Source organism: Mycobacterium sp. RTGN4, from assembly GCF_033804635.1.
Classification (GTDB): Bacteria; Actinomycetota; Actinomycetes; order Mycobacteriales; family Mycobacteriaceae; genus Mycobacterium.
Window position 1 is genome coordinate 543,488 of the sequence record NZ_JAPZLB010000002.1, and the last position, 22,914, is coordinate 566,401.

General features: G+C 65.5%; 19 protein-coding genes. 5 read left to right on the top strand and 14 right to left on the bottom strand.

The annotated features are described in order from the left end of the window. Positions 1-34: 34 nt before the first annotated feature. Both SLQ30_RS06540 and ligD read right to left on the bottom strand, forming a co-directional pair. The gene (locus SLQ30_RS06540; protein WP_319447379.1) at positions 35-490 is read right to left on the bottom strand and encodes an STAS domain-containing protein; all 456 of its coding nucleotides are present in this window, start codon (positions 488-490) and stop codon (positions 35-37) included. Between the two features lie 146 nt (positions 491-636). Then, positions 637-1,866 carry a non-homologous end-joining DNA ligase gene (ligD, locus tag SLQ30_RS06545; RefSeq protein ID WP_319447378.1) on the bottom strand — a complete coding sequence of 410 codons (1,230 nt, stop codon included), beginning with the start codon at positions 1,864-1,866 and terminating at the stop codon, positions 637-639. 55 nt (positions 1,867-1,921) lie between these two features. On the opposite strand from ligD, the gene fadD2 reads away from it, so the two are divergent. Beyond that, positions 1,922-3,634 (top strand): long-chain-fatty-acid--CoA ligase FadD2, encoded by a 1,713-nt coding sequence (fadD2, locus tag SLQ30_RS06550; RefSeq protein WP_319447377.1) that lies wholly within the window; start codon positions 1,922-1,924, stop codon positions 3,632-3,634. 22 nt (positions 3,635-3,656) lie between these two features. Here fadD2 and SLQ30_RS06555 read toward each other — a convergent pair whose 3' ends face one another. The 4 genes from SLQ30_RS06555 to SLQ30_RS06570 form a co-directional block, all read right to left on the bottom strand. After that, positions 3,657-4,592 carry an alpha/beta hydrolase family protein gene (locus SLQ30_RS06555; RefSeq protein WP_319447665.1) on the bottom strand — a complete coding sequence of 312 codons (936 nt, stop codon included), beginning with the start codon at positions 4,590-4,592 and terminating at the stop codon, positions 3,657-3,659. 210 nt (positions 4,593-4,802) lie between these two features. Then, entirely contained in the window at positions 4,803-5,825 is a 1,023-nt protein-coding gene (locus SLQ30_RS06560) for an aminotransferase class IV (RefSeq protein WP_319447376.1), read from the bottom strand. A 37-nt stretch (positions 5,826-5,862) separates the two neighbouring features. Further along, positions 5,863-7,356: an APC family permease gene (locus tag SLQ30_RS06565; RefSeq protein ID WP_319447375.1), complete on the bottom strand. Its 1,494-nt coding sequence runs from the start codon at positions 7,354-7,356 to the stop codon at positions 5,863-5,865. A gap of 115 nt (positions 7,357-7,471) precedes the next feature. Next, on the bottom strand, positions 7,472-8,416 hold the full coding sequence (locus tag SLQ30_RS06570) for a LysR family transcriptional regulator (RefSeq protein WP_319447374.1): 945 nt from the start codon (positions 8,414-8,416) through the stop codon (positions 7,472-7,474). 99 nt (positions 8,417-8,515) lie between these two features. On the opposite strand from SLQ30_RS06570, the gene SLQ30_RS06575 reads away from it, so the two are divergent. Then, on the top strand, positions 8,516-9,613 hold the full coding sequence (locus SLQ30_RS06575) for a hypothetical protein (RefSeq protein WP_319447373.1): 1,098 nt from the start codon (positions 8,516-8,518) through the stop codon (positions 9,611-9,613). A 3-nt stretch (positions 9,614-9,616) separates the two neighbouring features. Here SLQ30_RS06575 and SLQ30_RS06580 read toward each other — a convergent pair whose 3' ends face one another. The 6 genes from SLQ30_RS06580 to SLQ30_RS06605 form a co-directional block, all read right to left on the bottom strand. Further along, positions 9,617-12,376, bottom strand: coding sequence for a helix-turn-helix transcriptional regulator (locus SLQ30_RS06580; RefSeq protein WP_319447372.1), 2,760 nt, complete (start codon positions 12,374-12,376; stop codon positions 9,617-9,619). 22 nt (positions 12,377-12,398) lie between these two features. Next, on the bottom strand, positions 12,399-14,591 hold the full coding sequence (locus SLQ30_RS06585) for an acyl-CoA dehydrogenase (protein WP_319447371.1): 2,193 nt from the start codon (positions 14,589-14,591) through the stop codon (positions 12,399-12,401). Between the two features lie 53 nt (positions 14,592-14,644). Continuing rightward, positions 14,645-15,601 (bottom strand): 2-hydroxyacid dehydrogenase, encoded by a 957-nt coding sequence (locus SLQ30_RS06590; protein WP_319447664.1) that lies wholly within the window; start codon positions 15,599-15,601, stop codon positions 14,645-14,647. 144 nt (positions 15,602-15,745) lie between these two features. Beyond that, positions 15,746-16,717: a hypothetical protein gene (locus tag SLQ30_RS06595; protein ID WP_319447370.1), complete on the bottom strand. Its 972-nt coding sequence runs from the start codon at positions 16,715-16,717 to the stop codon at positions 15,746-15,748. 404 nt (positions 16,718-17,121) lie between these two features. Continuing rightward, a complete protein-coding gene (locus SLQ30_RS06600) occupies positions 17,122-18,264 on the bottom strand; it encodes an alpha/beta hydrolase (RefSeq protein ID WP_319447369.1) in 1,143 nt (380 codons plus the stop codon). Further along, complete coding sequence (locus SLQ30_RS06605) at positions 18,261-18,890, bottom strand: TetR/AcrR family transcriptional regulator (protein WP_319447368.1); 630 nt, start codon at positions 18,888-18,890, stop codon at positions 18,261-18,263. The genes SLQ30_RS06600 and SLQ30_RS06605 overlap by 4 nt, the downstream gene beginning before the upstream one ends. A gap of 109 nt (positions 18,891-18,999) precedes the next feature. On the opposite strand from SLQ30_RS06605, the gene SLQ30_RS06610 reads away from it, so the two are divergent. After that, the gene (locus SLQ30_RS06610) at positions 19,000-19,578 is read left to right on the top strand and encodes a VOC family protein (RefSeq protein WP_319447367.1); all 579 of its coding nucleotides are present in this window, start codon (positions 19,000-19,002) and stop codon (positions 19,576-19,578) included. 98 nt (positions 19,579-19,676) lie between these two features. On the opposite strand, the gene SLQ30_RS06615 is transcribed toward SLQ30_RS06610, so the two are convergent. After that, positions 19,677-20,279 (bottom strand): nitroreductase/quinone reductase family protein, encoded by a 603-nt coding sequence (locus SLQ30_RS06615; RefSeq protein WP_319447366.1) that lies wholly within the window; start codon positions 20,277-20,279, stop codon positions 19,677-19,679. Positions 20,280-20,290: 11 nt separating this feature from the next. Next, the gene (locus SLQ30_RS06620; protein ID WP_319447365.1) at positions 20,291-20,899 is read right to left on the bottom strand and encodes a TetR/AcrR family transcriptional regulator; all 609 of its coding nucleotides are present in this window, start codon (positions 20,897-20,899) and stop codon (positions 20,291-20,293) included. Positions 20,900-20,979: 80 nt separating this feature from the next. Here SLQ30_RS06620 and SLQ30_RS06625 point away from each other — a divergent pair, with 80 nt between their 5' ends. Together SLQ30_RS06625 and SLQ30_RS06630 are read left to right on the top strand one after the other, a co-directional pair. Then, entirely contained in the window at positions 20,980-21,876 is an 897-nt protein-coding gene (locus SLQ30_RS06625; RefSeq protein ID WP_413467939.1) for an oxygenase MpaB family protein, read from the top strand. A 45-nt stretch (positions 21,877-21,921) separates the two neighbouring features. Further along, positions 21,922-22,839 carry a class I SAM-dependent methyltransferase gene (locus tag SLQ30_RS06630; protein ID WP_319447364.1) on the top strand — a complete coding sequence of 306 codons (918 nt, stop codon included), beginning with the start codon at positions 21,922-21,924 and terminating at the stop codon, positions 22,837-22,839. Positions 22,840-22,914 lie beyond the last annotated feature (75 nt).

The following is a 22,914-nucleotide window of genomic DNA, read 5'->3' on the forward strand; positions in this document are numbered from 1 at the left end:
CCGAAAGTCGAGCAACATCATTCTGTCCTGTCTCTTAAGCGGACTTGGTCATGATCGGAAGCAGGCGCCTGCGCGCCGCGGTGGTGTCGGCGAAGTGGTGCAACGCCTCGGGCACCGAGTCAACGGTGTGGAAGTCGGCGGGGTCGCCGTAGTTGCTCATCACGCGAATGACCGCGGGACTGGCCACGACCGCCCACTCGATGCCTACGTCGTAGCTGGCGTCATCGATGGCGTACAGCAGCGCGACGGCGCGATCCGAGAAGGCCTCAACGCCGCTCAGATCGAGCACGAAGGGCTTCTCGCACAACACGTATCGCGTGGCGTACTGCGTGACTCGGCCGATGTTCGCGTCGTCGACCTCGCCTGTCACCGACACGATGGTGGCGAGTTGACGGCAGAGGGCACTCATCTGGGCACGCTCACAGTCGAGCGCCGGATTTCCATAGCGGAAGCCACGATCCGGCGCGGAGATGGATCTCGCGATCGTCATGATGAGCCTCGTTCCTGTTCGCTGGGTGGCTGCGGACGACGCCGTCACCTCAACCTGTCCTCGAAACTAGCCATGCACCTTGGCTTACCGTTGAGTAGCGGCTAATACTTCGCTAAGAGTCCTTGGGACCGCTGCGAGCAAACGCTCTAACGCTGCCACTGGGGGCCGGAGTAATTGGTCCACGGCGAGTAGTCCGCAATCAACTCCTCCTGCGGCGGCCGCTCTTGCTCTGGCACGTGCTGGAGGTTGATGCGGATGCGGTACCAGATCGAAGAAGGCCCGCGCATCCCGTCGACGAGCACGTCCACGGGCTCGAGTTTTTCGGCCGCGCCGGGATGGCGTCCACGCCAGGTATCGAGCGCGGCCATCGCCTCGTCCCTGGTCTTCGTGCGGGCAATCTCGATGAGTGGCATGGTCGACGCACGGCGACCGGATTTGTCGGACGCCTTCGCTGACCTTTCCATGGGGCCCAGTTCCTTCGCCCGGTCCAGCAACCCGTCCAGCCGACCCGCCGCGTCGTCGATGCCCTCCCACGGATCGCCCAGCTCGGCGTAGCGGGCGGGCACCGTCGCCACCGTGAACGCCTCGGGCAGGCAGTCGGGCACCTCGTCCCAGCGAAGTGGCGTCGACACCCGGGCGTCGGACCGCGACCGGACGGAGTAGGCCGACGCGACGGTGCGGTCCTTGGCGTTCTGGTTGAAGTCGACGAAGACGCGTTCGCCGCGTTCTTCCTTCCACCACTTGCTGGTGGCCAACTCAGGTGCGCGGAGTTCGACTTCCCGTGCGATGGTCTCGGCGGCGAGTCGCACCTGCTTGTACGGCCAGTCCGGCGCAATGCGCGCGTAGATGTGAAAGCCCTTGGAGCCGGACGTCTTTGGCCAGGCCGTCAACCCGTAGTCGGAGAGCACTTCCCTGGCCACCATGGCGACGTCGACGATCTGGGCCCATTCGACGCCGGGCATGGGGTCCAGATCCACGCGAAGTTCGTCGGGGTGGTCCAAATCCTCGGCGAGCACGGGGTGGGGATTGAGGTCGACGCAGCCAAGGTTGACGGCCCAGACCAGTCCGGCCGCGTCGCGGAGCACCGCCTCCTTGGCCGACGTGCCCGACGCGTACTTCAGTTCGGCGACCTCGATCCAGTCGGGCCGCTTCTCGGGCGCGCGCTTCTGGAAGATCGCCTCTTGCGAGATGCCTTTGACGAACCGTTTGAGGATCATCGGTCGACCCGCGACTCCGCGTAGCGCGCCGTCGGCAACGGCCAGGTAGTAGTTGATCAGGTCCAGCTTGGTGAGCCCAGGCTCGGGGAAGACGACCTTGTCGGGATTGGATACCGACACCGTGCGACCGCCCACGTCCAGGGTCAGCGCACCGGCCATAAAGCCATGGTAGTTACTTGTCCCGAGTGCGACGCTCGTCACATAAGGTGGGGCCATGTCCAACGCCCGGCCCAGTCTCACTGACCTCCCATTGCAGGCAGCGGCCAAGATTCAAGAGTCCGTCGGCAAGTACTGGGAGCGCGGTTCAGCCGAGCTCCATTACGCCCGCAAAATGTTCGAAGCGGGCGCGCTCAAGCTCGAGCCGCCGCAGAACATCGCGGCCATGCTCGCCGACATCAGGCGCTGGGGCGAGTTCGGGATGATCCCGGCGCTCAACGCGCGGCGCAATCCGAACGGCATCGCCGTGATCGACGACGACGGCGAGTTGACGTTCAAGGAGCTCGACGACGCCGCCAACGCCGTCGCGAACGGCCTGCTGAGAATCGGCGTCAAGGGTGGCGACGGGCTGGCGCTGCTGATCCGCAACCATCGCTGGTTCCTGATCGCGCTCTACGGCGCCGCCAAGGTCGGCGTGCGGCTGATCCTGCTCAACAGCGAGTTCTCCGGTCCGCAGATCAAGGAGGTCTCCGAGCGCGAGGGCGCCAAGCTCATCATCTTCGACGACGAGTACACCAAGGCCGTCTCCGCGGCCGAGCCCGAACTCGGCAGGCTGCGCGCACTGCCGACCAACCCGGACAACGACGAGCCGTCGCAGAGCACCGACGAGACGCTCGCCGACCTGATCGCCCGCAGCAAGCCGAATCCGCCTCCGAAGGCCGCGGCGCATTCCAAGATCATCATCCTGACCAGCGGCACCACCGGAACGCCGAAGGGCGCCAACCGCAGCACTCCGCCGTCGTTGGCCCCCATCGGCGGCGTGTTGTCGCACGTGCCGTTCAAGTCGGGTGAGGTGACGTCCCTGCCCGCCCCGATGTTCCACGCGCTCGGCTTCCTGCACGCCACCATCGCGATGATGCTCGGCTCCACGCTGGTGCTGCGCCGACGCTTCAAACCGGCCACCGTGCTCGCCGACATCGAGGAGCACAAGGTGACGGCGATGGTCGTCGTGCCGGTGATGCTGTCCCGCGTCCTCGACGCGTTCGACGGCATGGAACGCAAGCCGAACCTATCGAGCCTGAAGATCGTGTTCGTGTCCGGCTCCCAGCTCGGCGCGGAACTGGCCACAAGGGCGCTCAAGGACCTGGGCCCGGTCATCTACAACCTCTATGGCTCAACGGAGATCGCGTTCGCGACCATCGCGCGGCCCAAGGACCTGTCGATCAATCCGGCGACCGTCGGGCCCGTCGTCAAGGGCGTCAAGGTGAAGCTCTTCGACGACAACGGCAAGGAGGTCGAGCAGGGCCAGGTGGGCCGCATCTTCGTGGGCAACACCTTCCCCTTCGAGGGGTACACCGGCGGCGGCGGAAAGCAGATCATCGACGGGCTCATGTCATCGGGCGACGTCGGCTACTTCGACGAGCACGGACTGCTGTACGTCAGTGGCCGCGACGACGAGATGATCGTGTCCGGCGGCGAGAACGTGTTCCCGGCCGAGATCGAGGACCTGATCAGCGGGCATCCCGAGGTCATCGAGGCCACCGCGCTCGGCGTCGAGGACAAGGAGTGGGGGCATCGCCTGCGCGCCTTCGTCGTCAAGGCCGAAGGGGCGAGCATCGACGAGGACGCCATCAAGGTGTACGTCCGAGATCACTTGGCGCGCTACAAGGTTCCGCGCGAAGTGATCTTCCTCGACGAACTGCCGCGCAACCCGACGGGCAAGATCCTCAAGCGCGAACTACGCAAGCACGGTGAGGACGGCGAGGGCTAGCCGCTATCTCAACGAGTCGAGGTCACGTCGCGGTCGGCGTGGCGCCCAACACCCGCTGGAGGTCGGGCTTCATCTGCTGCAACTGCTGGCCCCAGTAGCCCCAGTCGTGCGTGCCGCTGTCGGGGAAGTTGAAGACGCCATTCTTGCCGCCCGCAGCGACGTAGTTGTCCTGGAACGTCCGGTTGGTGCGGATGGTCAGGCCTTCGAGGAACTTGGCGGGCAGGTTGTCCCCGCCGAGGTCGCCAGGGGTGCCGTTGCCGCAGTAGACCCAGATGCGGGTGTTGTTGTTGACCAGCTGCTGGATGTTCACCATCGGGTCGTTGCGCTTCCAGGCGCTGTTCGGATCTTCCGTTGGGCCCCACATGTCATTCGCCTTGAAGCCGCCCGCGTCACCCATCGACACGTTGATCAGGAAAGGCCATGACCCCTCGGAGGGGTTCAAGAAACCCGACAGCGATGCCGCGTAGATGAACTGCTCCGGATGGTAGATCGCCAGCGTCATCGACGCCGAGCCGGCCATCGACAGCCCGACCGCGGCGCTGCCGGTGGACTTGACCTGCTTCTCGGAGGCCAGGTAGGCGGGCAGTTCCTGGGTCAGGAACGTCTCCCACTTGTACGTCTGGCAGCCAGCCTTGCCGCACGCCGGCGAATACCAGTCGCTGTAGAAGCTGGACTGGCCGCCGACGGGCATGACGACCGACAGACCAGAACCGTAGTACCACTCGAAGGCCGGGGTGTTGATGTCCCAGCCGTTGAAGTCGTCCTGGGCGCGCAGTCCGTCCAGCAGGTACACCGCGGGCGAGTTGGGCCCGCCGCTCTGGAACTGGACCTTGATGTCGTGGCCCATGGAAGCGGACGGCACCTGGAGGTACTCGACCGGCAGCCCGGGGCGCGAGAACGCGTTCGCCGTGGCGGAGCCGCCCACGAAGCCTGCGAATACGGGCAACAGAACTGCCATGAAGGCCGTGATCAACAACCGGCGCAAGATGTTCTCCCATCATCGATGGGGCTCGTGGCAACAGAGCGCCCATGAGTCTGCGGTGCCCGGCAGAGGCATCCGCTCCTCAAAATGGTGGCATATGTGCCTGGGAAGTTCATGTGGGCGTCGTTGTGACCCCTGCGATTTGTGGAGTATTTCCGGTGCTGGGCACCGGAAATACTCCACAAATCAGTAAGAGATGGCCTCGATCAACGGGCCTGGCTCGTCCATCAACGCCCAGAAGCGGTCTCGGATGGCGACGGTGATGGGGCCGGGTGTGCCGTCGCCGATCTTCTCCCCGTCGAGGGTGTTGATCGGCGTGACACCGCCTGCGGTGGTGACGGCCATCAGTTCGTCGGCGTCGTAGAGCTCTTGGCTGGTGACGTCGCGCAGGGTGGCCGGGATGCCCATCTGATCGGCGAGCTCGAACACCGTCTTGCGGGTGATGCCCGGCAACGCATTTCGCGAGGGTGACGCGAGTTGGCCGTCCTTGACGATGACGACATTGAAGCCGGGTCCTTCAGCCACGCAGCTGTCGGAGTCGAGCAGGATCGCGGTGCGGGCGCCGCGGTCCTTGGCCTCGAAGCTGGCCGCGGTCAGGTCGCCCCACTGGTAGTTCTTGATGGTCGGGTCGACGGTGTTGCGGCCTGCGCGGCGCACGTGACGGGGGACGATCGCGGTGGTGCCGAAGATCTGCTCGGCGGGGGGGAACGCCCACAGGTAGGGGATCGCGTAGATGTAGACCTGGTGGGTGAGTTTGGATAAGTCCTTCTCACCCTTCTTCTTGCCGTAGCCGCGGGTGATGGTCAGGTTCACGAAGGATTCGCGCAGCTGCGACATGGAGACGCACTTGCGGGTGATCTCGGCCAGTTCGGCCTTGCTCAGGCCTGCGTCCAGGCGCAGTTTGCCGGCGCCGTCGAGCAGGCGGTCGATGTGGTCGTCGAGCCGAAAGATGTTGCCGTGCCACACGTGGGCGACGGTGTAGGTGACGTCGGAGTGTCCGAATCCGGTGTCGAAGATGGAGATCTTGGCTTCTTCGGCCGGGATGTACTCGCCTTCGATCCAGGCCACCCCGCCCGCGAAGGGGCTGGAGGTGTCCAGTTCGTAGTCGCTGTACTGGATCACCGAGCCGGCGGGAGTGTCCTCACGGATGGCGGCGCCGGGCTCCACGGCGACCAGGTTGCTTGCGCCTAGGTCGGTGGTGAGTGTCATGATGTTCCTTTCGAAATAGCTTGTGAATCTTGGTTATTCAGTTGATGTGGGTCTTGGCGAAGTCCGGTCCGGCCTCGCCGGTGGCCAGCCGCTTACGCAACCCGGTGAAGGCCCAGAGCGTGGCGAGCGCGAGCAGTCCGAGGAAGACGTAGCCGTTGCCCGCGAACTGCGGGAGGAAAATCAGCGCGGCGCACACCAGGGTGAAGGCGATGGCCGCGACCACTGCCACCGGCACGCGGGCCTTACCGAGATCGAAGGTTCCTGGCTCGGCCGCCGGGATGGTTCCACGCCGGGTGGCGATCATCACGGCGATGGTCTGCAGGAGGTACATCGCGCAGACCGCCAGCGAGGACAGTCCGAGGATGAGGAAGAACGCCTTCTCGCTGACCAGGGCAAAGAGCAGCAGGACCGTCGAGAAACCGAAGATTCCGAGCACCGCGTACGTGGGCGTGCGGTTCGTCGGGGACACGTGCCGCCAGATGTGGGAGAACGGCAGCATGTTGTCCCTAGCCATCGAGTAGGTCAGCCGGGTGGCGACCAGGATGTTGGCCAGGATGCACGCCAGCACGTTGGTCAGGGCCACGGCGACGACGATCTTGCTGATGACTGGGCCGACCTGCTGGGTGATGATCTCCTCGATGGGGGCAGCGGATGCGGCCTGAACGGCGTCTGCATCCTTGATCGCGAGCACGTAGACGACGTACATGCCGAACTCGATGACGATCGAGGCGGTCAACGCGTAGAACATCGTGCGCGGAATGACGCGCCGCGCGTCCTTCGTCTCCTCGGCGATGTCCGCACTTGCCTCCACTCCGATGAGTCCGAAGAAGGGGCCGAGCGACGCGGCCAGCCAGGCCAGGACATACGGGGTACTGCCGTCAGACGTGCCGCCGGTGAAGAGCACCGAAACGGATTGGTGGTTGTCCGGCGAGGAGAAGGCGACGATCGCGACCAGAATCGTTGCGCCGACGGTGATCACGAACTCGAGGCTGACGCCGATGTTGTTGACCATCGTCGCGAACCGCACGCCGTACAGGTTGATGAGCATGCAGACGGCCATCACGCCGATGGCGACGAGGATCTGCGCGGTCTGGCTCATGTTCCAGCCGAACAGGCTGCCGAGGTAGCCGGACAGAATGAAGCCGACACCGGTCATGCCGCAAATCCATCCGGCCAGCGCCAGCACGCCGGTGAACAGCGCCATCGTCGAGCCGACGAGGCGACTGGTCCACTGGTATGAATAGCCGGCCAAGGGGATCTTGGCGGTCAGGTCCGCGGCGATCAGCGTCCAGATCACGAACACCGCGGCGGCGAGCAGCAGGGTCCAGACGAATGGCCCGCCTGCGGTGAAGTAGCCGGCACCGAAGCCGGTGAACACCGCCGTCGTGGCGCTGATGGTGGCGAAGCCGATGGCGAAGGACGCGAGCTTGCCGACCGAGCGGTCGAGCTTCTGCGTGTAGCCAAACTCTGACAGTTTGGCGTCTTCGTCGGAGAGTGGAGGTGGAGTGGTGCGTGGTGCCGTGTCGGTCATCGGGAGCTCCAGGGATTCGAAGGCGTGTGAACCGAGATAACCGCACGTGAGGGCGCTGACGGAAGTTCCCATTTCTGATCTATTGATAACCATGGGTTATGAGTGGCCCCGCTCATTAAGAGAAGGTGGCCGGCCGCTCCGGAGATTGCCCCTCCTCGAAGGACCACTCGTCGCGGACTTGTTGAATCAGCGCGGCCGCGTCCTTGCCCAGCCGGGCGGGATGCCAGGCCAGTGCGGTGTAGTTGCGGCGCCGGTCGATGATCGGCACGTAAACGATGCCCTGCCTGTTGTAGAGCCGGGCGCTCGCCTCGCTCGTAAAGCTGATGCCGAGACCGCGCGCGACCGTCGTGGTCTCCTCTTCGTACGTGGAAGCGACGGCCGCGATGGTTGGCGTTGCGCCGCTTCGAGCGTCCATCGCCATCCAGTAGTCGCGCCACCGGCCGGCACTGCCAGGCGCGACGACGATGGGGTCGTCCAGCAGTTCGGCGATCGCCACCTCGCTGCGCTTTGCGAACCGATGATCGCGAGGTAGGCACGCCACCCAATTCTCGGCGTCGAGAATGAGCATTCGGTGTTCGGGCAGATCCACCGGCGGCCTGATGATCGCCACCTCGGTGGTACCGTCGGCAAGTCCGGCCGTTGGGTCGGAGAAGTCGAATTCCCGTGGTTCCACGCTTATTTCAGGGAAGGCGGCCTCGAAATGTCGAATCAGCCGGAACAGCACGTCTGCTCCGGTACCGATGAGGTAGCCCAGCCGGATCCGCCGATTGCGGCTGGACAGCACGCCGAGCTGGTCCACAGCTGAGTCGATGCCGGCAAGCGCGTCCTGGACCGTCGGCATCCACGCCGCACCGAGTTCGGTGAGTGCGACCTCGCGGGTGCTGCGAATGAACAACGGCACGCCCACTTGGTGCTCGAGTTGCTTGATCGCGGTGGAGAGGGCGGGTTGCGTGATGAACAGCCGCTCCGCTGCCCGTCGATAGTTGAGCTCTTCACCCAGCACGGCGAAGTAGCGAAGCTGGCGCAGTGTGACGTCCGTACTCGTGGAAGTGCCCTCCATCCGGGAACCCGATGATATGCACGGCCAGGCTCGACGAGGGCAGCACGCGTAGGGAAACACCCGATTTATTCGGTCACGCGCGTCGATAGCGTCGACTCCATGGATATGAGGGCTTCCGCAAGGGCGGGGCTCGCGATCGCGGCGGTGGCGTGCTTGGCCACCGCGTGTGCGAGCGATCCCATCAAGAACGCCGACCGCAGTTCTGAAAAGCCATCGAGCAGCAAGGCTGCAGGGCCGACGTCGAGCGCACAGGCTGCCGGCGGTGGCCTGTTCTCGGCTGCCGTGCCGTGGACCGAGGACGTCTCCGGCGCTGCTCCATCCGAGCGCAGCGCGGCCATCATCAGCGCGCTGAATGACGCGGGCGGCTGGGGCAACGACAACAAGCTCCAGACGGACTTCTCGATCACGGTCTTCGAGGCGGATTCGTCGACGCCCAAGGTCAAGGTCGTTGGCGCAGAGGAATACTGCTACGGCGGTCCAGACTGCGACGACGTGCCCGCGGAAATGCCAATTCCGGCCGAGGCCACCATCGAGGGCTCCGAGGACCTCACCTGCGACACCTCCGGCAACACCGAGGGCCAGGAGGACTGCCACCTGCTGGTGGCGGACCGTGACGAGCAGAAGCTCTACGAGGTGTACCAGGCCAACAAGTCCGGCGACGAGCTGACCGCAGGCGGGTTCTGGATCTGGGACCTTGCAAAGGAGTATCCCGAGACGCTCCGCGGGGATCAGTGCACCAGCGCCGACGCGGCCGGCTTCCCGATTTCGGCGCTTACGCCCACGGCTGACGAAGTAGCCTCCGGCACAATCGAACACGCGATTCGTTTCATCCTTCCGAACGACAGGATGAAGGAAGGTGTCTACGTTCGCCCGGCCACCCACGCGGGCGGCCCGGAAAGCACGGACCCAAATGCGCCGCCCTACGGGGTGCGCTTCCGGTTGAAGTCCGATTTCGACGATTCGTCGTACAACCCCGCAGAGCAGACCGTGATCGCGGCCCTCAAGAAGTACGGCATGCTGCTGTCTGACGGCGGCAACATCGCGCTGACCTTCGCCGACGACCGCACCAGCAAGGCCAAGTGGTCTGAGCTCGACCTCGACTCGCAGTCGTTCAGTTCGATTGCGCCCGACCAGTTCGACGTGGTCGAACTCGGCGACGAGATCCCGCTGACCTACGAGTGCGTGCGAAACCCTTGACCGTCAGAGTTCACTCATCCGCCTGCCGAGCTCGGCCCGCGAGTGGATGTTGAGCTTGCGGTAGACCCGAGACAGGGTGGCCTCCACCGTCTTCGGGCTGATGAACAGCGTGGTGGCCATGTCCCGGTTGGTCATCCCGGTGGCCGCGAGTTCGGCGACGCGCAACTCCGACGGCGTCAGTGCCGCCGTTTCCCGTGGCCCGATGTTGGCGCGGGCCAGCTGATCACGGGCGTGATCCGCCCACAGCGGCGTGCCGAGGCGATCGAACTCGTCCACCGTCTCCCGCAAGGTGGTCGCGGCGAGGTCCTGCCTGCGCAGTCTGCGCTGTAGCCGGCCGTGCAGCAGCCGGGTGCGCGCCCGCTCGAACGGCATGGGCACCCGATCATGTTGCGTCAGTGCGCCTTCCGTGGCCTCAAGCGCACCTTCCAGATCTCCACGGGAGGCCAGCACCAGGCCGCGGCAGCGGCCCCCCACCGCCAGCATCCAAGCCCGGTCGAGGCGTGCTCCGTTGGCTACCAGGAGTTCTGCCCAGCGCTCGGCGTCGTCGAGTCGTCCGACTTGGGTCATCGCCTCGATCGCGTCGGGCAGAAACCACGCGGAGATGATCTCGGTGGTCCTCGGTTCCGAGGCGAGCCGTGTGAGCAGTGGCTCGAGCGCGGACAACGCCGCGTCATAGTTACCCGTCGTAACCTCGATGAAACCCGTAGTCATCAAAGGCCATTGGGCTAGATTCATTGCTCCGGATCGGACCGCCGCGGCAAGCGCGTCGGCGCTGTCCTGGCGACCCGCATCGATGTCACCCCCGAAGGCGGCCGACAGCGCCCTGGTGATCAACGCGACGTAGCGGGACACGTCGCCGTTGAGCTGCAGCGCACGTTCCATGGTGTCCTCGGCCTCGCGGGCCAACTCGCGGAATTCGCCGCGCCAGACGTTCAACATCGCGTTGTGAAAGCTGACGAAGATCAACTCGCTGTCTTCGCCGTGCTCGATGCAACGCCGCCTGACCGTCGCGAGTTCGCCACGGGCGCGGTCGAGCTCGCCGCTCCAGGCCGCGAGCAGCGCGCTCTGGGCGCTGGGCCGAAGCGCGATCGGAGTGCTGACGCGGAGATCTTCTACCTCGACTGCCCGGTCCAGGCTCACGCGGTCGAGGCCCTCGCCTTGCATGAAGCGCAGCGTGGTCCGCATCCCGAGCGCTTGGCCGAGCAGGTGTGGCTGCTGCAGTTCCTCCGACAGCGTGACGGCCTCGTCGACACAGGCGAGCGCCTCGGCCGCGCGGTCCGAGTTGACCTGTGCGAACGACAGGATGATCAGCAGCTCGGCTCGCGACACCGGTTGCTCGTCGAGCTCCGCGAGCGCGCGTTCCAACAGGTCGGCAGCCTCGGGGAAGCTGTCGTCGAACATTCGTACGACGCCGAGCAGATAGAACGCCCTCGAACGGAGCGCACCGGGGTCCAACGCTGCGATCGTCTCGTCGAGCATCGTGCGCGCCCGCTCGGAGTCTCCTGAATTGAAGTAAGAGCGTGCCAAACTCAGTCTGCGTTCCGGCGTATCGCCGCCGAGCGCCATGGCGAGGTTGACCAGTTCCGCGGAAGCCTCTGGGGCGCCCCTGCTTCTTGCGATCTCCGCTGCGGCGTCCAGTGCGCTCAGGGTGGCCGGGTCGCCCGTCGTCGCTGCCAGCGCGAGCTGCCTGGCTTGGGACTCGGGTTCGTCGATGAGCCCGGCGAGCCTGCGGTGCATGGCCTGCCTGGCGGTCGGCGAGGCGCGTTGGTAGACCCCCTTGGCGAGGATGGGGTGGGTGAAGTGGATGCGATTCCCGTCCCGGCTGACGATGCCCTGTTGCTCGGCTGTTTCGAGTAGCGCAACGAGCTCGGTGTGCCCGGTTTCCGTTGCCTGGGCGACGATTTCGATCGTCGGAGCGGCAAGACAGGAGCTGGCCAGTAGCGCTCCCTGAGCGCGCTGCTCGAGACTGTCGATCCGGTGGTTCACCAGTTCGATCAACGACCTTGGCAGGACTTCTTTGGTGCCGCTCCCTCGGTAATCGATCGACCTGGCCAATTCGATGGCGTAGAAGGGATTTCCGCCAGAGGTCTCATGGATGCGTAGCATCGTCGGCCGTGGATAGGAGCGCCCCAACCGTTGCGATAGCACGGCGTGCAGAGCTCCGATAGTCAATGGGCGCAGGGTGATTCGGTTCAGTCGAGCGGGTTGTGGCGTCTGAAACCACACGGCCGAACTCTCGGCTGACATGGTACGTACCGTGCCGAGCAGTCCGACGGGACCGCGGAGTCGGCGCGCGACGAACCCGAGCACGTGCACGCTCGACGAGTCGAGCCACTGCAGGTCGTCGATCGCCAGCAGCACGGGGCCCTCGCGCGCGAGGTGGTCAAGCACAGCCAGGAACCCCGCTGCGACGGCACGCCGATCGGTCGGAGGCTGGCCATCCTCGTCGCTGGTGCGCAACGTGATTCGGTCCACGGCGCGCCGTTGCGGCGTGGGTAGCGTGGCCCATGTCGACGGCGCGACCGAACCGAGCAGATCGGCCAACGCCGTGTAACCCATCACCGACTCCGAGGCGGAGGGGCGGGTCCCGAGCACGCGGAATCCGCGTTCCTGAGCCGAATCGACGGCCGCCAACCACCGTGTGGTCTTGCCGATCCCTGGCTCGCCGTCGAGCATCAAGGCGGCCGGACTCAGCGACGCGTCATCGAGCAATCGCGAGATCGCTAGTGACGCATCAAGATCGGTTACCGCGCGTGCCCCCACGTAGGAACCATCTCACAGCAGCTTACGGATCGCGAGGCAAACCTAGCAACCGTTCGGCAATGATGTTTAGCTGCACTTCCGTGGTGCCACCGTAGATCGTGGTGGCGCGACCGGCGAGCAGATAGTCCGCCCACTTGCCCGAAGGTTGCTCGGGATCACCGATCGCGGCGTCGGTTCCGAACGACGACACCCCGAACTCCGCGTACCCCTGTCCGGTCTTCATCGACAGCAGCTTCGAGATCGCAGCCGCGGGCATCGGGTCGCCACCGGCCAGGGTCAGCAGGGTCGAGCGCAGGTTGAGCACCTTCGCGGCGTGGCCCTCGGCGATCAGTCGGCCGGCCTCGTGCTGTTCGATCTGGTCGAACTGGCCCTCGCGAAGGAACCCGACGAACTGGTCGAGGCTGGCCAGGAACGGTGGTTCGCCGCTACCGATGGAGACGCGCTCGTTGGTCAGGGTGTTGCGGCTGACCTCCCACCCGCGATCCACCTCGCCGAGCACGTACTCGTCGGGCACGAACACGTCGTCGATGAAGACCGTGTTGAACATCGCGTTGCCGGTCAACTCGCGAAGCGGCTTCACCTCGACGCCCTCGCTGGCCATGTCCAGCAGGAAGTAGGTGATGCCGTTGTGCTTGGGAGCGCTCGGGTTGGTCCGCGCCAGCAGCGCGCCCCACTGTGAGTACTGCGCGCCGGTGGTCCAGATCTTCTGGCCGGTGATGCGCCAGCCGCCGTCGACCTTGGTGGCCTTGGTGGTCAGGCTGGCCAGATCCGAACCGGCGCCTGGCTCGGAGAACAGCTGGCACCAGATCAGCTCGCCGCGGAACGTCGGCGGCAGGAAGCGCTGCTGCTGATCATTGGTGCCGTACGCGACGATCGACGGGATGATCCAGGCGGCGATGCCCATGTTGGGCCGCTGAACCCGCCCGCTGGCGAACTCCTGGGCGATGATGATCTGCTCGATCGGGGTGGCGCCCCGGCCCCACGGCTTGGGCAGATGTGGTGTCACCCAGCCGCCCTCGGCAATCGCGGTGTTGCGCTCTTCGCGCGGAATCGCCTTCAGCGCTGCAACTTCCGCGCGGATCTCGTCTCGAAGCTTCTCGGTGTCGGGATCGAGGTCGATGTCGATGGACCGCATCCCTGTGGTGGTGGCGACGTCGACGACCTGCTGCGGGTAGTCGGCGGCCCGCCCGAAGCACGCGGCCAGCACGATGGCGCGCCGGTAGTACACGTTGGTGTCGTGCTCCCAGGTGAAGCCGATACCGCCGTGCACCTGGATGCAGTCCTGAGTGGTGTGCTGAGCGGCGACCGGGGCCAGCGTGGCGGCGACCGCGGCCGCGAACTCGTAGGCGCTGTCTGCGGCGGTCCCGCCGAAGGCCTCGTCGATCGCACGGGCCGCGTCCCAGACCGCCGCGGTGGCGCGTTCGGTCTCGGCGATCATGCCCGCGCACTTGTGCTTGATGGCCTGGAACTGGCCGATCGGACGGCCGAACTGCTCGCGGATCTTCGCGTACTCCGCCGCGGTGTCGGTGGCCCAGCGGGCGACGCCGATGCACTCGGCCGACAGCAGCGTGGACATGACGGCGCGGGCGAGCGTGCGGCTCAGGTTCGACAGCACGCGATCGTCGCCGACCTCGATCGCATTGGCCCGGACATGCGCGAGCGGACGGAGTGGGTCGACGCTCTTGACGGGTTCGAGCTCGACCTGGTCGGCGTCGAGCACCACCCATTCCTCGCCGCTGTCGATCGCGACTGGTAGCACCAGGATCGAGGCTTGCGCCGCCGCGGGCACGGCCCTGACCTCGCCGCGGACGACGAGCCCGTCCCCCTGGCGCGTGGCCGTCAGTCCGGAGTCGATGGCGTACGCGGCGATGGCGTCGCCGGAGGCCAACGCCTCGAGGCGCTTGTCGTCGGGGTCGTTGGCAGAGATCAGTGCGCTGGCGATGGCCGAGGGCACGAACGGGCCAGGCACGGCGCCGTAGCCGAATTCGGCGAGCACGATGGCCAATTCGAGGAAGCCGAAGCCCTGTCCGCCGACGGACTCGGACAGGTGCACGCCTTGCAGGCCCTGCTCGGCGGCGGCCTTCCAGTACGTCGGTGGATTGGCGATCGGGGTTTCCAGCGCCTCGTGCAGGACCTCCGACGGCACGACCCGCTTGACCAGGTCCCGGACCGAATCGGCCAAGTCGTTGTGCTCGGAAAGGATCGCAATGGGCATGGCTTCTGCTCCTTGAATCAACCGGTGGGTTGGGAACGAGGGTACCTGGGCGGCTATCGCCGACCGACGGGCACCTCGTTCACCAGGTTCACCAGCTGCGTACCGTCGCGCAGCCGAGCGCAGTTGGCGACGGCCTCGACCAGATAGCGCCGCATCGTGTCCGCGGTGTACCACGTGACGTGCGGTGTGACGACGACATTCTCGAGGGCCAGTAGCGGGTTGTCGGCCGGTACCGGTTCGACGGCGAAGACGTCGAGGCCGGCCGCGGCGAGCCGGCCCGACCGCAACGCGTCGACGAGGGCTGGCTCGTCGATGATCGGGCCCCTCGAGGTGTTGACGAGCACCGCGTCCGAACTCATGCGGCCCAGTGCGGCGGCATCCAGCAGGCCCGCCGTCGCGTCGTTCAACGGAAGGTGCAGCGACACGACGTCGCTGGCGGCCAGCAGGTCGGGCAGCGACCGCCAGCCGGGCCGGCCGTCGTCGCGCGTGCTGGTGTGGATGACCGTGGCCCCCATGGACACGACGATCGCCTCGACCCGCTTGGCGACGTTGCCGTAGCCCACCAAGCCGACCGTGCACCCGCCGATGTCGCGCACCGTCTCGCCGAGTGTCGGGTCCGACGGCCAGCCGTTTCCGGCGCGCGTGGCTCGGTCCAGCGCGGGCAGTCGGCGTAACGCGGCGAGCATCAGCAGTACCGCACCCTCGGCGACCGACGGTGCGTTGGCGCCTGGCATGTTGGCCACTCCGATGCCGAGTCGGGTCGCCGCGTCCACGTCGATGGTGTTCACGCCGGCTCCGAGTTTGTGCACCAGCCTGCAACGGCCGGCGCGTTCGAGGTCGGCGCCCGACAGTGGGCGGAGCACGTGCCAGATCACGTCCGCGTCGGGGAGCTCCCGGTAGAAGGTCTGCTCGTCATCCTCCGCGCAGTAGCGAATGTCCAGCCAACTTGCTTGGGGGGCAAGGAACTCCAGCACCTTGTCGCCCGGCGTGAAATGGGCGAGCACTCTCATCGCCACGGTGGATCTTCGTTCTGTCGATCGAATGGAGATACAACCCGCAAAGGTCGAACCCACTATTACATGGAAGCGTCCCCACTCCCCGTGCCGGGGAATGAGGGACGCTCCATATTCGCGGTGCTAGTTGCCTCAGCCCATCTACGGCGAGGAGGCTGACTGGTTGTTGCCGACCACTGATTTTGTGTGGTTGTTGCCGGGTCCAGCCGTCACGTTATCGTTGTTCCCGATCGCACTGGCACTGTTGTCGTTGCCAGAATGAGCGGCCACGGTACTGCCGTTGCCGACCGCAGTGGCTCTGTTGCGACTGGCACCGCTCGTCGTCGTCGTGAGGTTAGGTGCTCCTGCGAACACCTTGTTCCCGTTACCGAATACGTTGACGCGGTTGTCGTTGTTCCCGGTGCCGCCCAGATTCGATCCGGCGAATGCGGTGTTGCCACTGCCGGTTACGTTGACGCTGTTGCCGTCACCGTTGCCCGCCCCCGCGATGTTGGTGTTGCCGTAAACCCTGACCTTGTTGTGGTTGGCGGGCGTCGCGGTGGAAGATCCCGCCGCGACGTTGTTGTGGTCGCCGACCGCGGTGGCTTCGTTCCCGACACCCGGTCCCACCGTCTGCACGGTGTTGCTGACGCCACTGGCGGTGGCGGTGTTGGGTGCTGCCGCCGAGCCGTTGCCGACGGCCTGCGCCGTGTTCTTCGGTGCCCCCGTGGGCGTGTTCCCGGTCGCGGTGGCACGCTCCCAGGTGCCGCTGGCGACTGCGACGTTGTTGGTGCCGACGGCGCTGGCGAACACGTTGCTGCCGTTGGCAAGTGCGCTATTGCCGATGCCAATTGCGCCGGCGGTGGAGTTGGGGCCGTTGGCGATTGCGGAGTTGTCGGTGCCTATCGCGTACGCGAAGGAGTTCGCCCCCGACGAGGCGCAACTGTTCCCGCCGCTCCCAGTGGAGACGGTGTTGCCGTTGTACGACGCGCACGCACCAACCCCCGCATTGGCCGCGCCCGCGCCGAATGCCGTTGCGCTGACTAATGCACCCGTCGCTGCTGCCCCCAACAGAAAGACACCCACCCTGCTCTGGGTGCGACGACCCCCAAGCTTCATTGCTGTACTCATCATGTTTCTCTCCCCTGTTTCCCCTCGGAGGCTGGCGACTCCATCCCCTACACAAGTTGGTAGCACACGCGACAGCAAATGACCAGCTTTTGCTCAGTTTAGACAAAAAACTATCCTGAACAGGAAAAGTACTTGTACTGGCAACTAGAAACTCGTAGCGCAGCTAACGAGCATGGCGCGGACAAAGGAGTGGCAGCTGCCGTGAGTTCGGGCCCCCGCAGCGTATGGATTACCTGCTCCCACGACGTAAGTAGTGCACTACTCAAGTGTCGGCTCCGAACCACGGTTAAGGGCGAACCTCGAGCCACCGCGGCGTGGACGGCAAGCTCGCAGCGGGTGCGGTATGAGAGTCCGGAATCAGCGGACTGGTTGATAGCAAACCGTCAACCAACGTCACACGCGGACCACTAGCGCCACCGCTTGGCGATCCACCTGGCGATGATATCGGCCTGCTCGCTGCGGGCCCCGGGCGTGGTGAAGTAGTGATCGGAGTCGATCGCGCGAGTGGACTTGTCGGTGCTGGCGAGGGCGTCGTAGATGCGCTGCGCGTCAGACGGGTACACCCCGGTGTCCTGTTCGGCGTTGATGACGAGGGCGGGGCAGCCGATGCGTGCCAGGTGCGGCTCGGCACGGGTCTGTGCGTGACGCATGCTCCACATGCCCAGCCAACTGCGCAGGGTGGACGCCGCAGCGATGCCATGCGCGGACCGGTTGGCGTTGACGGGGACCCCGGCGTAGCAGGTATTGGCAGGACGCTTGGTCGGCTCCAGCGTCGGATCGACCATGCGTGGGTCTGCCCACGTGCGCAACACGGTGAAAGGGCGATCGGAGAACCCCGCTGCGCGAACACGTTTGAGCTCAATTTCGACCCAGTCGGTGATGGCGTTGTTGCGCGCTAGCTGGGCCGCTCGGTAGCGCTCGATGAATCCCGCGTCGAAAGGCGGACCGTTGTGGGCGTCGAACAGGTCCAGGGTGGAATCACCCGCCACCGCGTCGTGCTCGTCGATGACGGAGCCGTCCATCCACGCCGTGAGCACGTCGGGGCGGCCCGGGTGCGCGGCGCTGGCGACGTACCCGTCGGCGGGGATCAGGTCGGTCAGCCCGGCGGCGGGCCGCATGCCATCCAGTGGAGTGACGTGCGGATCGACGGCCTGCGCCTGGTAGGCGGCCATCAACGAGCCACCGCCTGAATTGCCCAGCAGCACTACGGTTTCTACGCCCTGGACATCGCGTAGCCACTGGACGCCCACCCCGATGTCGACGAGCGCATGGTCGAGCAGGAAGCTGCTCTCGTAGCCGCGAAAGCGGGTATTCCAGCCGAGGAAGCCGATACCCCTGGTGGCCATGTAGTCCGCGAGATAGTGCTCGGAGAAGTCGATCTGGTAGTGCGTGGCGATCATCGCCACCTTCGGCTTGCGGCCCACCCCGCGGTAGTAGATGCCCTGACAGGGGTGGCCTCCCGATCCGGCCCGTCGGGCGGTAGGCGAGTCGACGCCGATGAATTCTCTCGTCACGCCAGGCGTGCCGGATCCCCCCGGATTCTTCGTCATGTCGGCGGAGCCCCCTTGTAGTAGATGGTCCGATAGAAGATCGCGGCCAAGGTCGCGATGCACGCCCGGTCGTCGGCGCCCTTGGCGCCGTCCCCACTCAGCTGGGCGTAGCAGAATTGGTTGAGCATCGAAACCAGCGCGACGGCGATCAGGTGTGGATCGTCTTCGGCGCAGAACCCTTGGTGTTGAGCCTGTTTCACCATGGAGGTGACGAGACTGATCGGCAATTCGCAGATTTCGGCCCAGTACTGCGCGAAGTCGTCGCTGACCATCGCCAACTGCGACACGCTGATCATCTCCGCCAGCCGATGGCGGTAGGTGGTCCAGTGCGCGGCGGCGGCCCGATGGGCCCGTTCCCGGTTGGTCAGGTCGGGCTCGGTGGCTGCCCTGGCTCGGTCGCGCGCCTCGTCACGGAAGCGCACCGCCCACTCGCGCACCATCGCTTCCTTGGAGTCGTAGTAGTTGTAGAACGAGGCGGTGGACCGGCCGGCCTCTGCGGCGATGTCCGAGATCGTGGTGGCGAGAATCCCCTTGCGCGCGACCACTGCTCGCGCGGCCGCATCGATGGCGGCCTGCGTCTGCCTGCCACGAAGGGTCGGCAGTTGCTCACGCGGGGCGACGGTCACACGCGGGCCCTCCCCTCGAACCGGTGCTTGAACGACATCTGAACCTGATGTTAGATTCAGTTATTGACCTTGACCAGACCTTGGCCGGTGGCAATCGAGGAGCAGCGCAATGATCAAGCCGGACAACCCCAATTCGGAGTTCGAGCTAGGTGGTATCAACCACGTCGCGCTGGTTTGCGCGGACATGGCGAAGACCGTCGACTTCTACTCGAACGTGCTCGGCATGCCGTTGGTGAAGTCACTGGATCTGCCGGGTGGCATGGGGCAGCACTTCTTCTTCGACGCGGGCAACGGAGACTGCGTGGCGTTCTTCTGGTTCGCCACTGCGCCCGACGGGGTGCCGGGCATCTCGGCACCGGCCGCCATTCCCGGTATCGGAGAGATCGTCAGCGCGGTGGGTTCGCTGAACCACCTGGCCTTCCACGTGCCCGCCGAGAAGTTCGACGAGTACCGGCAACGACTGAAAGACAAGGGCGTCCGGGTGGGCCCGGTGCTGAACCACGACGAGAGCCCGGCTCAGGTGTCCGCAACCCTGCACCCCGGCGTGTACGTGCGGTCGTTCTACTTCCAGGACCCCGACGGCATCACGCTCGAGTTTGCCTGCTGGACAAAGGAATTTACGGAGAGCGACGTCGTGACGGTGCCGAAGACCGACGCCGACCGCCGCCCGCCAGTTGCTGCTCGCTAGTCGAGCCCGGAGGCGTGGCCGTCCGGGTCGGTCCAGACGATGGTCACTATTCAGTAAAGCGTTGCTCGCAGCAGGCAATAGTCGCTGGCGTAACGGGGTCAATGAGCTTCCGGCGTCAGGCGCAGAACCGGGATGGTGCGAATGCCGTTGGTGTTCGCGGCGTACGAGGTGTAGTTGGAGGCGTAACGCTCAGCCAGAGCGAACAACCGATCATGGTCCTCGCCCTCGGTCGGACAGGCTATGAAGCTACCGCCGCTGCCGCTGCGACCGTCGGCGAATATCTTGCACACTGGGTTCTTAAGCAGATTGTGGTACCAGCTTGGATGATTAGCCTGCCCGTAGTTCGAGGCGACCAGAATGACGTCATCGCTATCTGTGAAGTAGGTCAGCGGCACATCCCGCTCCACCCCCGACCTCGCCCCAGTTGTACGCAGCAAAACGAGCGGAATCGTGCCCTTCGCGAGATGCACGCGCCCGCCGGTTAGGTGCATCAAACGGGTATCGAGTGGGGCCATGAACATGCGGTGAAAGGCGGAGCCGCTCTTCGTTGTGAGGATGCGGGCCACCTCGCGCCGCATCACCGTCGGTTTGCTCGTCGGGTCTACGCGTGGAATGCCGTTCAACAGAGCCCCCGCCATGTTGGTGATGTTATCCCCGCTGAGCCGCCCGGCGAGGTCCTCTTTCGATACTGTTCGCGGCATCGGCAAAGTGCTTAGCGGCGCCTGCCGATGTCATCGACGGTCCGCGTGAGTTGATCGACGAGCTGGGCCTGGTCCAGTCCGAGGTCTCCCGACACCCATGCGCTGAGGGTCTGGGTGACGCCTCCGACCACGAAATGCGATACCGCCTTGACCCATTCGGCCTCGGGCACCTGGTACGCGGTCGTCACATGCTGGCCACTGAGCATGGCGAAGAAGCCGCCGAGTCCGGCACGTTTGCGTGCGACTACGGGATTGGAGAGTTGCGCGTTGAACAGCAGTCGGCCGATCCGTGAATCACCTGCGATCGTGCGTACCAGGTTGGCGATGCCTGCCCGGTTGAGCTCGTCGGGGGGAGCAGCAGCGATCGCAGCTTGGGTGGTGGCTGCGATGTCGGCGGCCACCCAGTCGAAGACCGCGTCGACCAATTCGTCCTTGTCGGTGAAACTCTCGTAGAAGTACCTCGCCGAAATTCCGGCGCGCGCGCAGATAGCGCGGACGGTGAGTTCGGGCGGATGGTCCGAGCCCCCGAGCAACTCCAGGCCCGCGTCGAGCAGCCGTCGCCTGCGCTCCGCGATTCGATCGCGGGCGTCGACGCCGCCGTAGGGCCGGACCTGTGCCATGCCGTCGATCTTGACACCGATCAGCCGCCAGGGGCAATATTAGGAAACACGCGTTATCACATTTGCCGAAGGAGTCGCCAGTGACCGACAGCCTTGTCGAACGTCCGGTGAGCGCATCGACCGCGACGGGGACGCCGCGCAAGTGGTCCAGGCGACGCGGCGGCCCTACGGTTGACGAGGGCCTGATGGGCATTGCACTGTTGGCCGGACCGGCGAACGTGATCATGCAGCTGGCCAGGCCGGGTGTCGGCTACGGCGTGCTGGAGAGTCGCGTCGAGAGCGGTCGGGTCGACCGTCATCCGATCAAGCGGGCGCGCACTACCTTCACCTACCTCGCGGTGGCCAACAACGGCACGGACGAGCAGAAGGCGGCCTTCCGCCGCGCGGTGAACGGGGCGCACGCCCAGGTGTATTCGACCGACGAGAGTCCGGTGAAGTACAACGCCTTCGACAAGGACCTGCAGATGTGGGTGGCGGCCTGTCTGTACAAGGGTGCCGTCGACGTCTACCGCCTGTTCGTCGGCGAGTTGGACGACGAGACCGCCGACCGGCACTACGCCGAGGGCATGGCCTTGGGCACCACACTCCAGGTGCCCGCCTCGATGTGGCCGGCCGACCGCGCTGCCTTCGACGAGTACTGGCAGCGCTCGTTGGACCAGGTGCACATCGACGACACCGTGCGCGAGTACCTCTTTCCGATCGCCGCGGGCCGCGTACGTGGGGTCAAACTTCCGGTTGCCATTCAGCGCCGACTCGATGCGTTCAATCTTCTGATCACGACAGGCTTTCTGCCGCAACGCTTTCGGGACGAGATGCAACTGCCCTGGGATGCCGGTCACCAGCGCCGCTTCGACCGGCTGATGGGCGTGTTGCGCACCGCTACGCGTTTGATGCCGCGGTTCGTCAGGCAATTCCCGTTCAACGTCCTGCTGAAGGATCTCGACTGGCGGATCCGGACCGGGCGGCCGCTGGTCTAGCTGCAGTGCGAGCTGGCTGTCAGGGACGTTGGGTATACCGGAGGTATGCGCCCTCACGGAGACGAACGAGACACCTGGGATATCACCACAAGCGTCGGCTCGACGGCATTGTTCGTCGCCGCCGCGCGCGCCATCGAGGGTCAGAAGTCGGAGCCGTTGGCGCTCGACCCCTATGCCGAGGTGTTCTGCAACGCGGCGGGCGGTGAATGGGCCGACGTCGTGGCCGACGTCCCGAGTGACGGCGGGCTCTACACCCGGCTGCGGTCCTCCGACTTCGGCGAGCACTTCACGTCGTTCCAAGGCGCGCGCACCAAGTACTTCGACGGCTTCTTCACGCGGGCCGTGGACGCAGGTGTGCGGCAGGTCGTGATCCTCGCCGCCGGTCTCGACTCGCGGTCGTTTCGGCTGCCGTGGCCGGACGGCACCGTGGTCTACGAACTCGACCAGCCTCAGGTGTTGGAGTTCAAGCGGGAAACGCTCGCCGAACTAGGAGATGTGCCGCAAGCGGAGCGGCGCGAGGTGGCCGTCGACCTGCGCGACGATTGGCCCCAGGCCCTGAAGGACGCCGGGTTCGACCCGTCGCAGCCGTCGGCGTGGGTTGCCGAAGGGCTGCTCATCTACCTGCCTGCCGCTGCTCAACAACAATTGTTCGAGGGCATCGACGAGCTCGCCAGCCCCGGTAGCTGGGTCGCCGTGGAAGAAGGCAGGCCCATGCCCACGGTGGTGTTCGAGGCCAAGCGGCAGGAAGAGCGGGCCGCGGGCGAGGAGGGCACCTTCTTCACGCTCACCTACAACGAGCAGATCGCCCCTGGTGCCGAGTGGTTCGGAGCGCGCGGCTGGTCGGCCGAGGCAACTCCGCTAACCGTGCGCCTGCGGGAACTCGGCAGGCCCATTCCGGAGGATCACCCCGACGCTGGGCCGATGGCCGGCGCGATCAGCCTGGTGACCGCACACAAGAGGTGACCGGGCTCACCCAACAGCCACGGCAGGTGCGTCTCGACACTTAGGTTATGCAGTGCTAACTTCGGCGGGAAAGTT

Coding starts and splice junctions, on each gene's coding strand:
- SLQ30_RS06540 (WP_319447379.1), bottom strand. CDS start 490: ATGACGATCGCGAGATCCATCTCCGCGCCGGATCGTGGCTTCCGCTAT.
- ligD (WP_319447378.1), bottom strand. CDS start 1,866: ATGGCCGGTGCGCTGACCCTGGACGTGGGCGGTCGCACGGTGTCGGTA.
- fadD2 (WP_319447377.1), top strand. CDS start 1,922: ATGTCCAACGCCCGGCCCAGTCTCACTGACCTCCCATTGCAGGCAGCG.
- SLQ30_RS06555 (WP_319447665.1), bottom strand. CDS start 4,592: ATGGCAGTTCTGTTGCCCGTATTCGCAGGCTTCGTGGGCGGCTCCGCC.
- SLQ30_RS06560 (WP_319447376.1), bottom strand. CDS start 5,825: ATGACACTCACCACCGACCTAGGCGCAAGCAACCTGGTCGCCGTGGAG.
- SLQ30_RS06565 (WP_319447375.1), bottom strand. CDS start 7,356: ATGACCGACACGGCACCACGCACCACTCCACCTCCACTCTCCGACGAA.
- SLQ30_RS06570 (WP_319447374.1), bottom strand. CDS start 8,416: ATGGAGGGCACTTCCACGAGTACGGACGTCACACTGCGCCAGCTTCGC.
- SLQ30_RS06575 (WP_319447373.1), top strand. CDS start 8,516: ATGGATATGAGGGCTTCCGCAAGGGCGGGGCTCGCGATCGCGGCGGTG.
- SLQ30_RS06585 (WP_319447371.1), bottom strand. CDS start 14,591: ATGCCCATTGCGATCCTTTCCGAGCACAACGACTTGGCCGATTCGGTC.
- SLQ30_RS06590 (WP_319447664.1), bottom strand. CDS start 15,601: ATGAGAGTGCTCGCCCATTTCACGCCGGGCGACAAGGTGCTGGAGTTC.
- SLQ30_RS06595 (WP_319447370.1), bottom strand. CDS start 16,717: ATGATGAGTACAGCAATGAAGCTTGGGGGTCGTCGCACCCAGAGCAGG.
- SLQ30_RS06600 (WP_319447369.1), bottom strand. CDS start 18,264: ATGACGAAGAATCCGGGGGGATCCGGCACGCCTGGCGTGACGAGAGAA.
- SLQ30_RS06610 (WP_319447367.1), top strand. CDS start 19,000: ATGATCAAGCCGGACAACCCCAATTCGGAGTTCGAGCTAGGTGGTATC.
- SLQ30_RS06615 (WP_319447366.1), bottom strand. CDS start 20,279: ATGCCGCGAACAGTATCGAAAGAGGACCTCGCCGGGCGGCTCAGCGGG.
- SLQ30_RS06620 (WP_319447365.1), bottom strand. CDS start 20,899: ATGGCACAGGTCCGGCCCTACGGCGGCGTCGACGCCCGCGATCGAATC.
- SLQ30_RS06630 (WP_319447364.1), top strand. CDS start 21,922: ATGCGCCCTCACGGAGACGAACGAGACACCTGGGATATCACCACAAGC.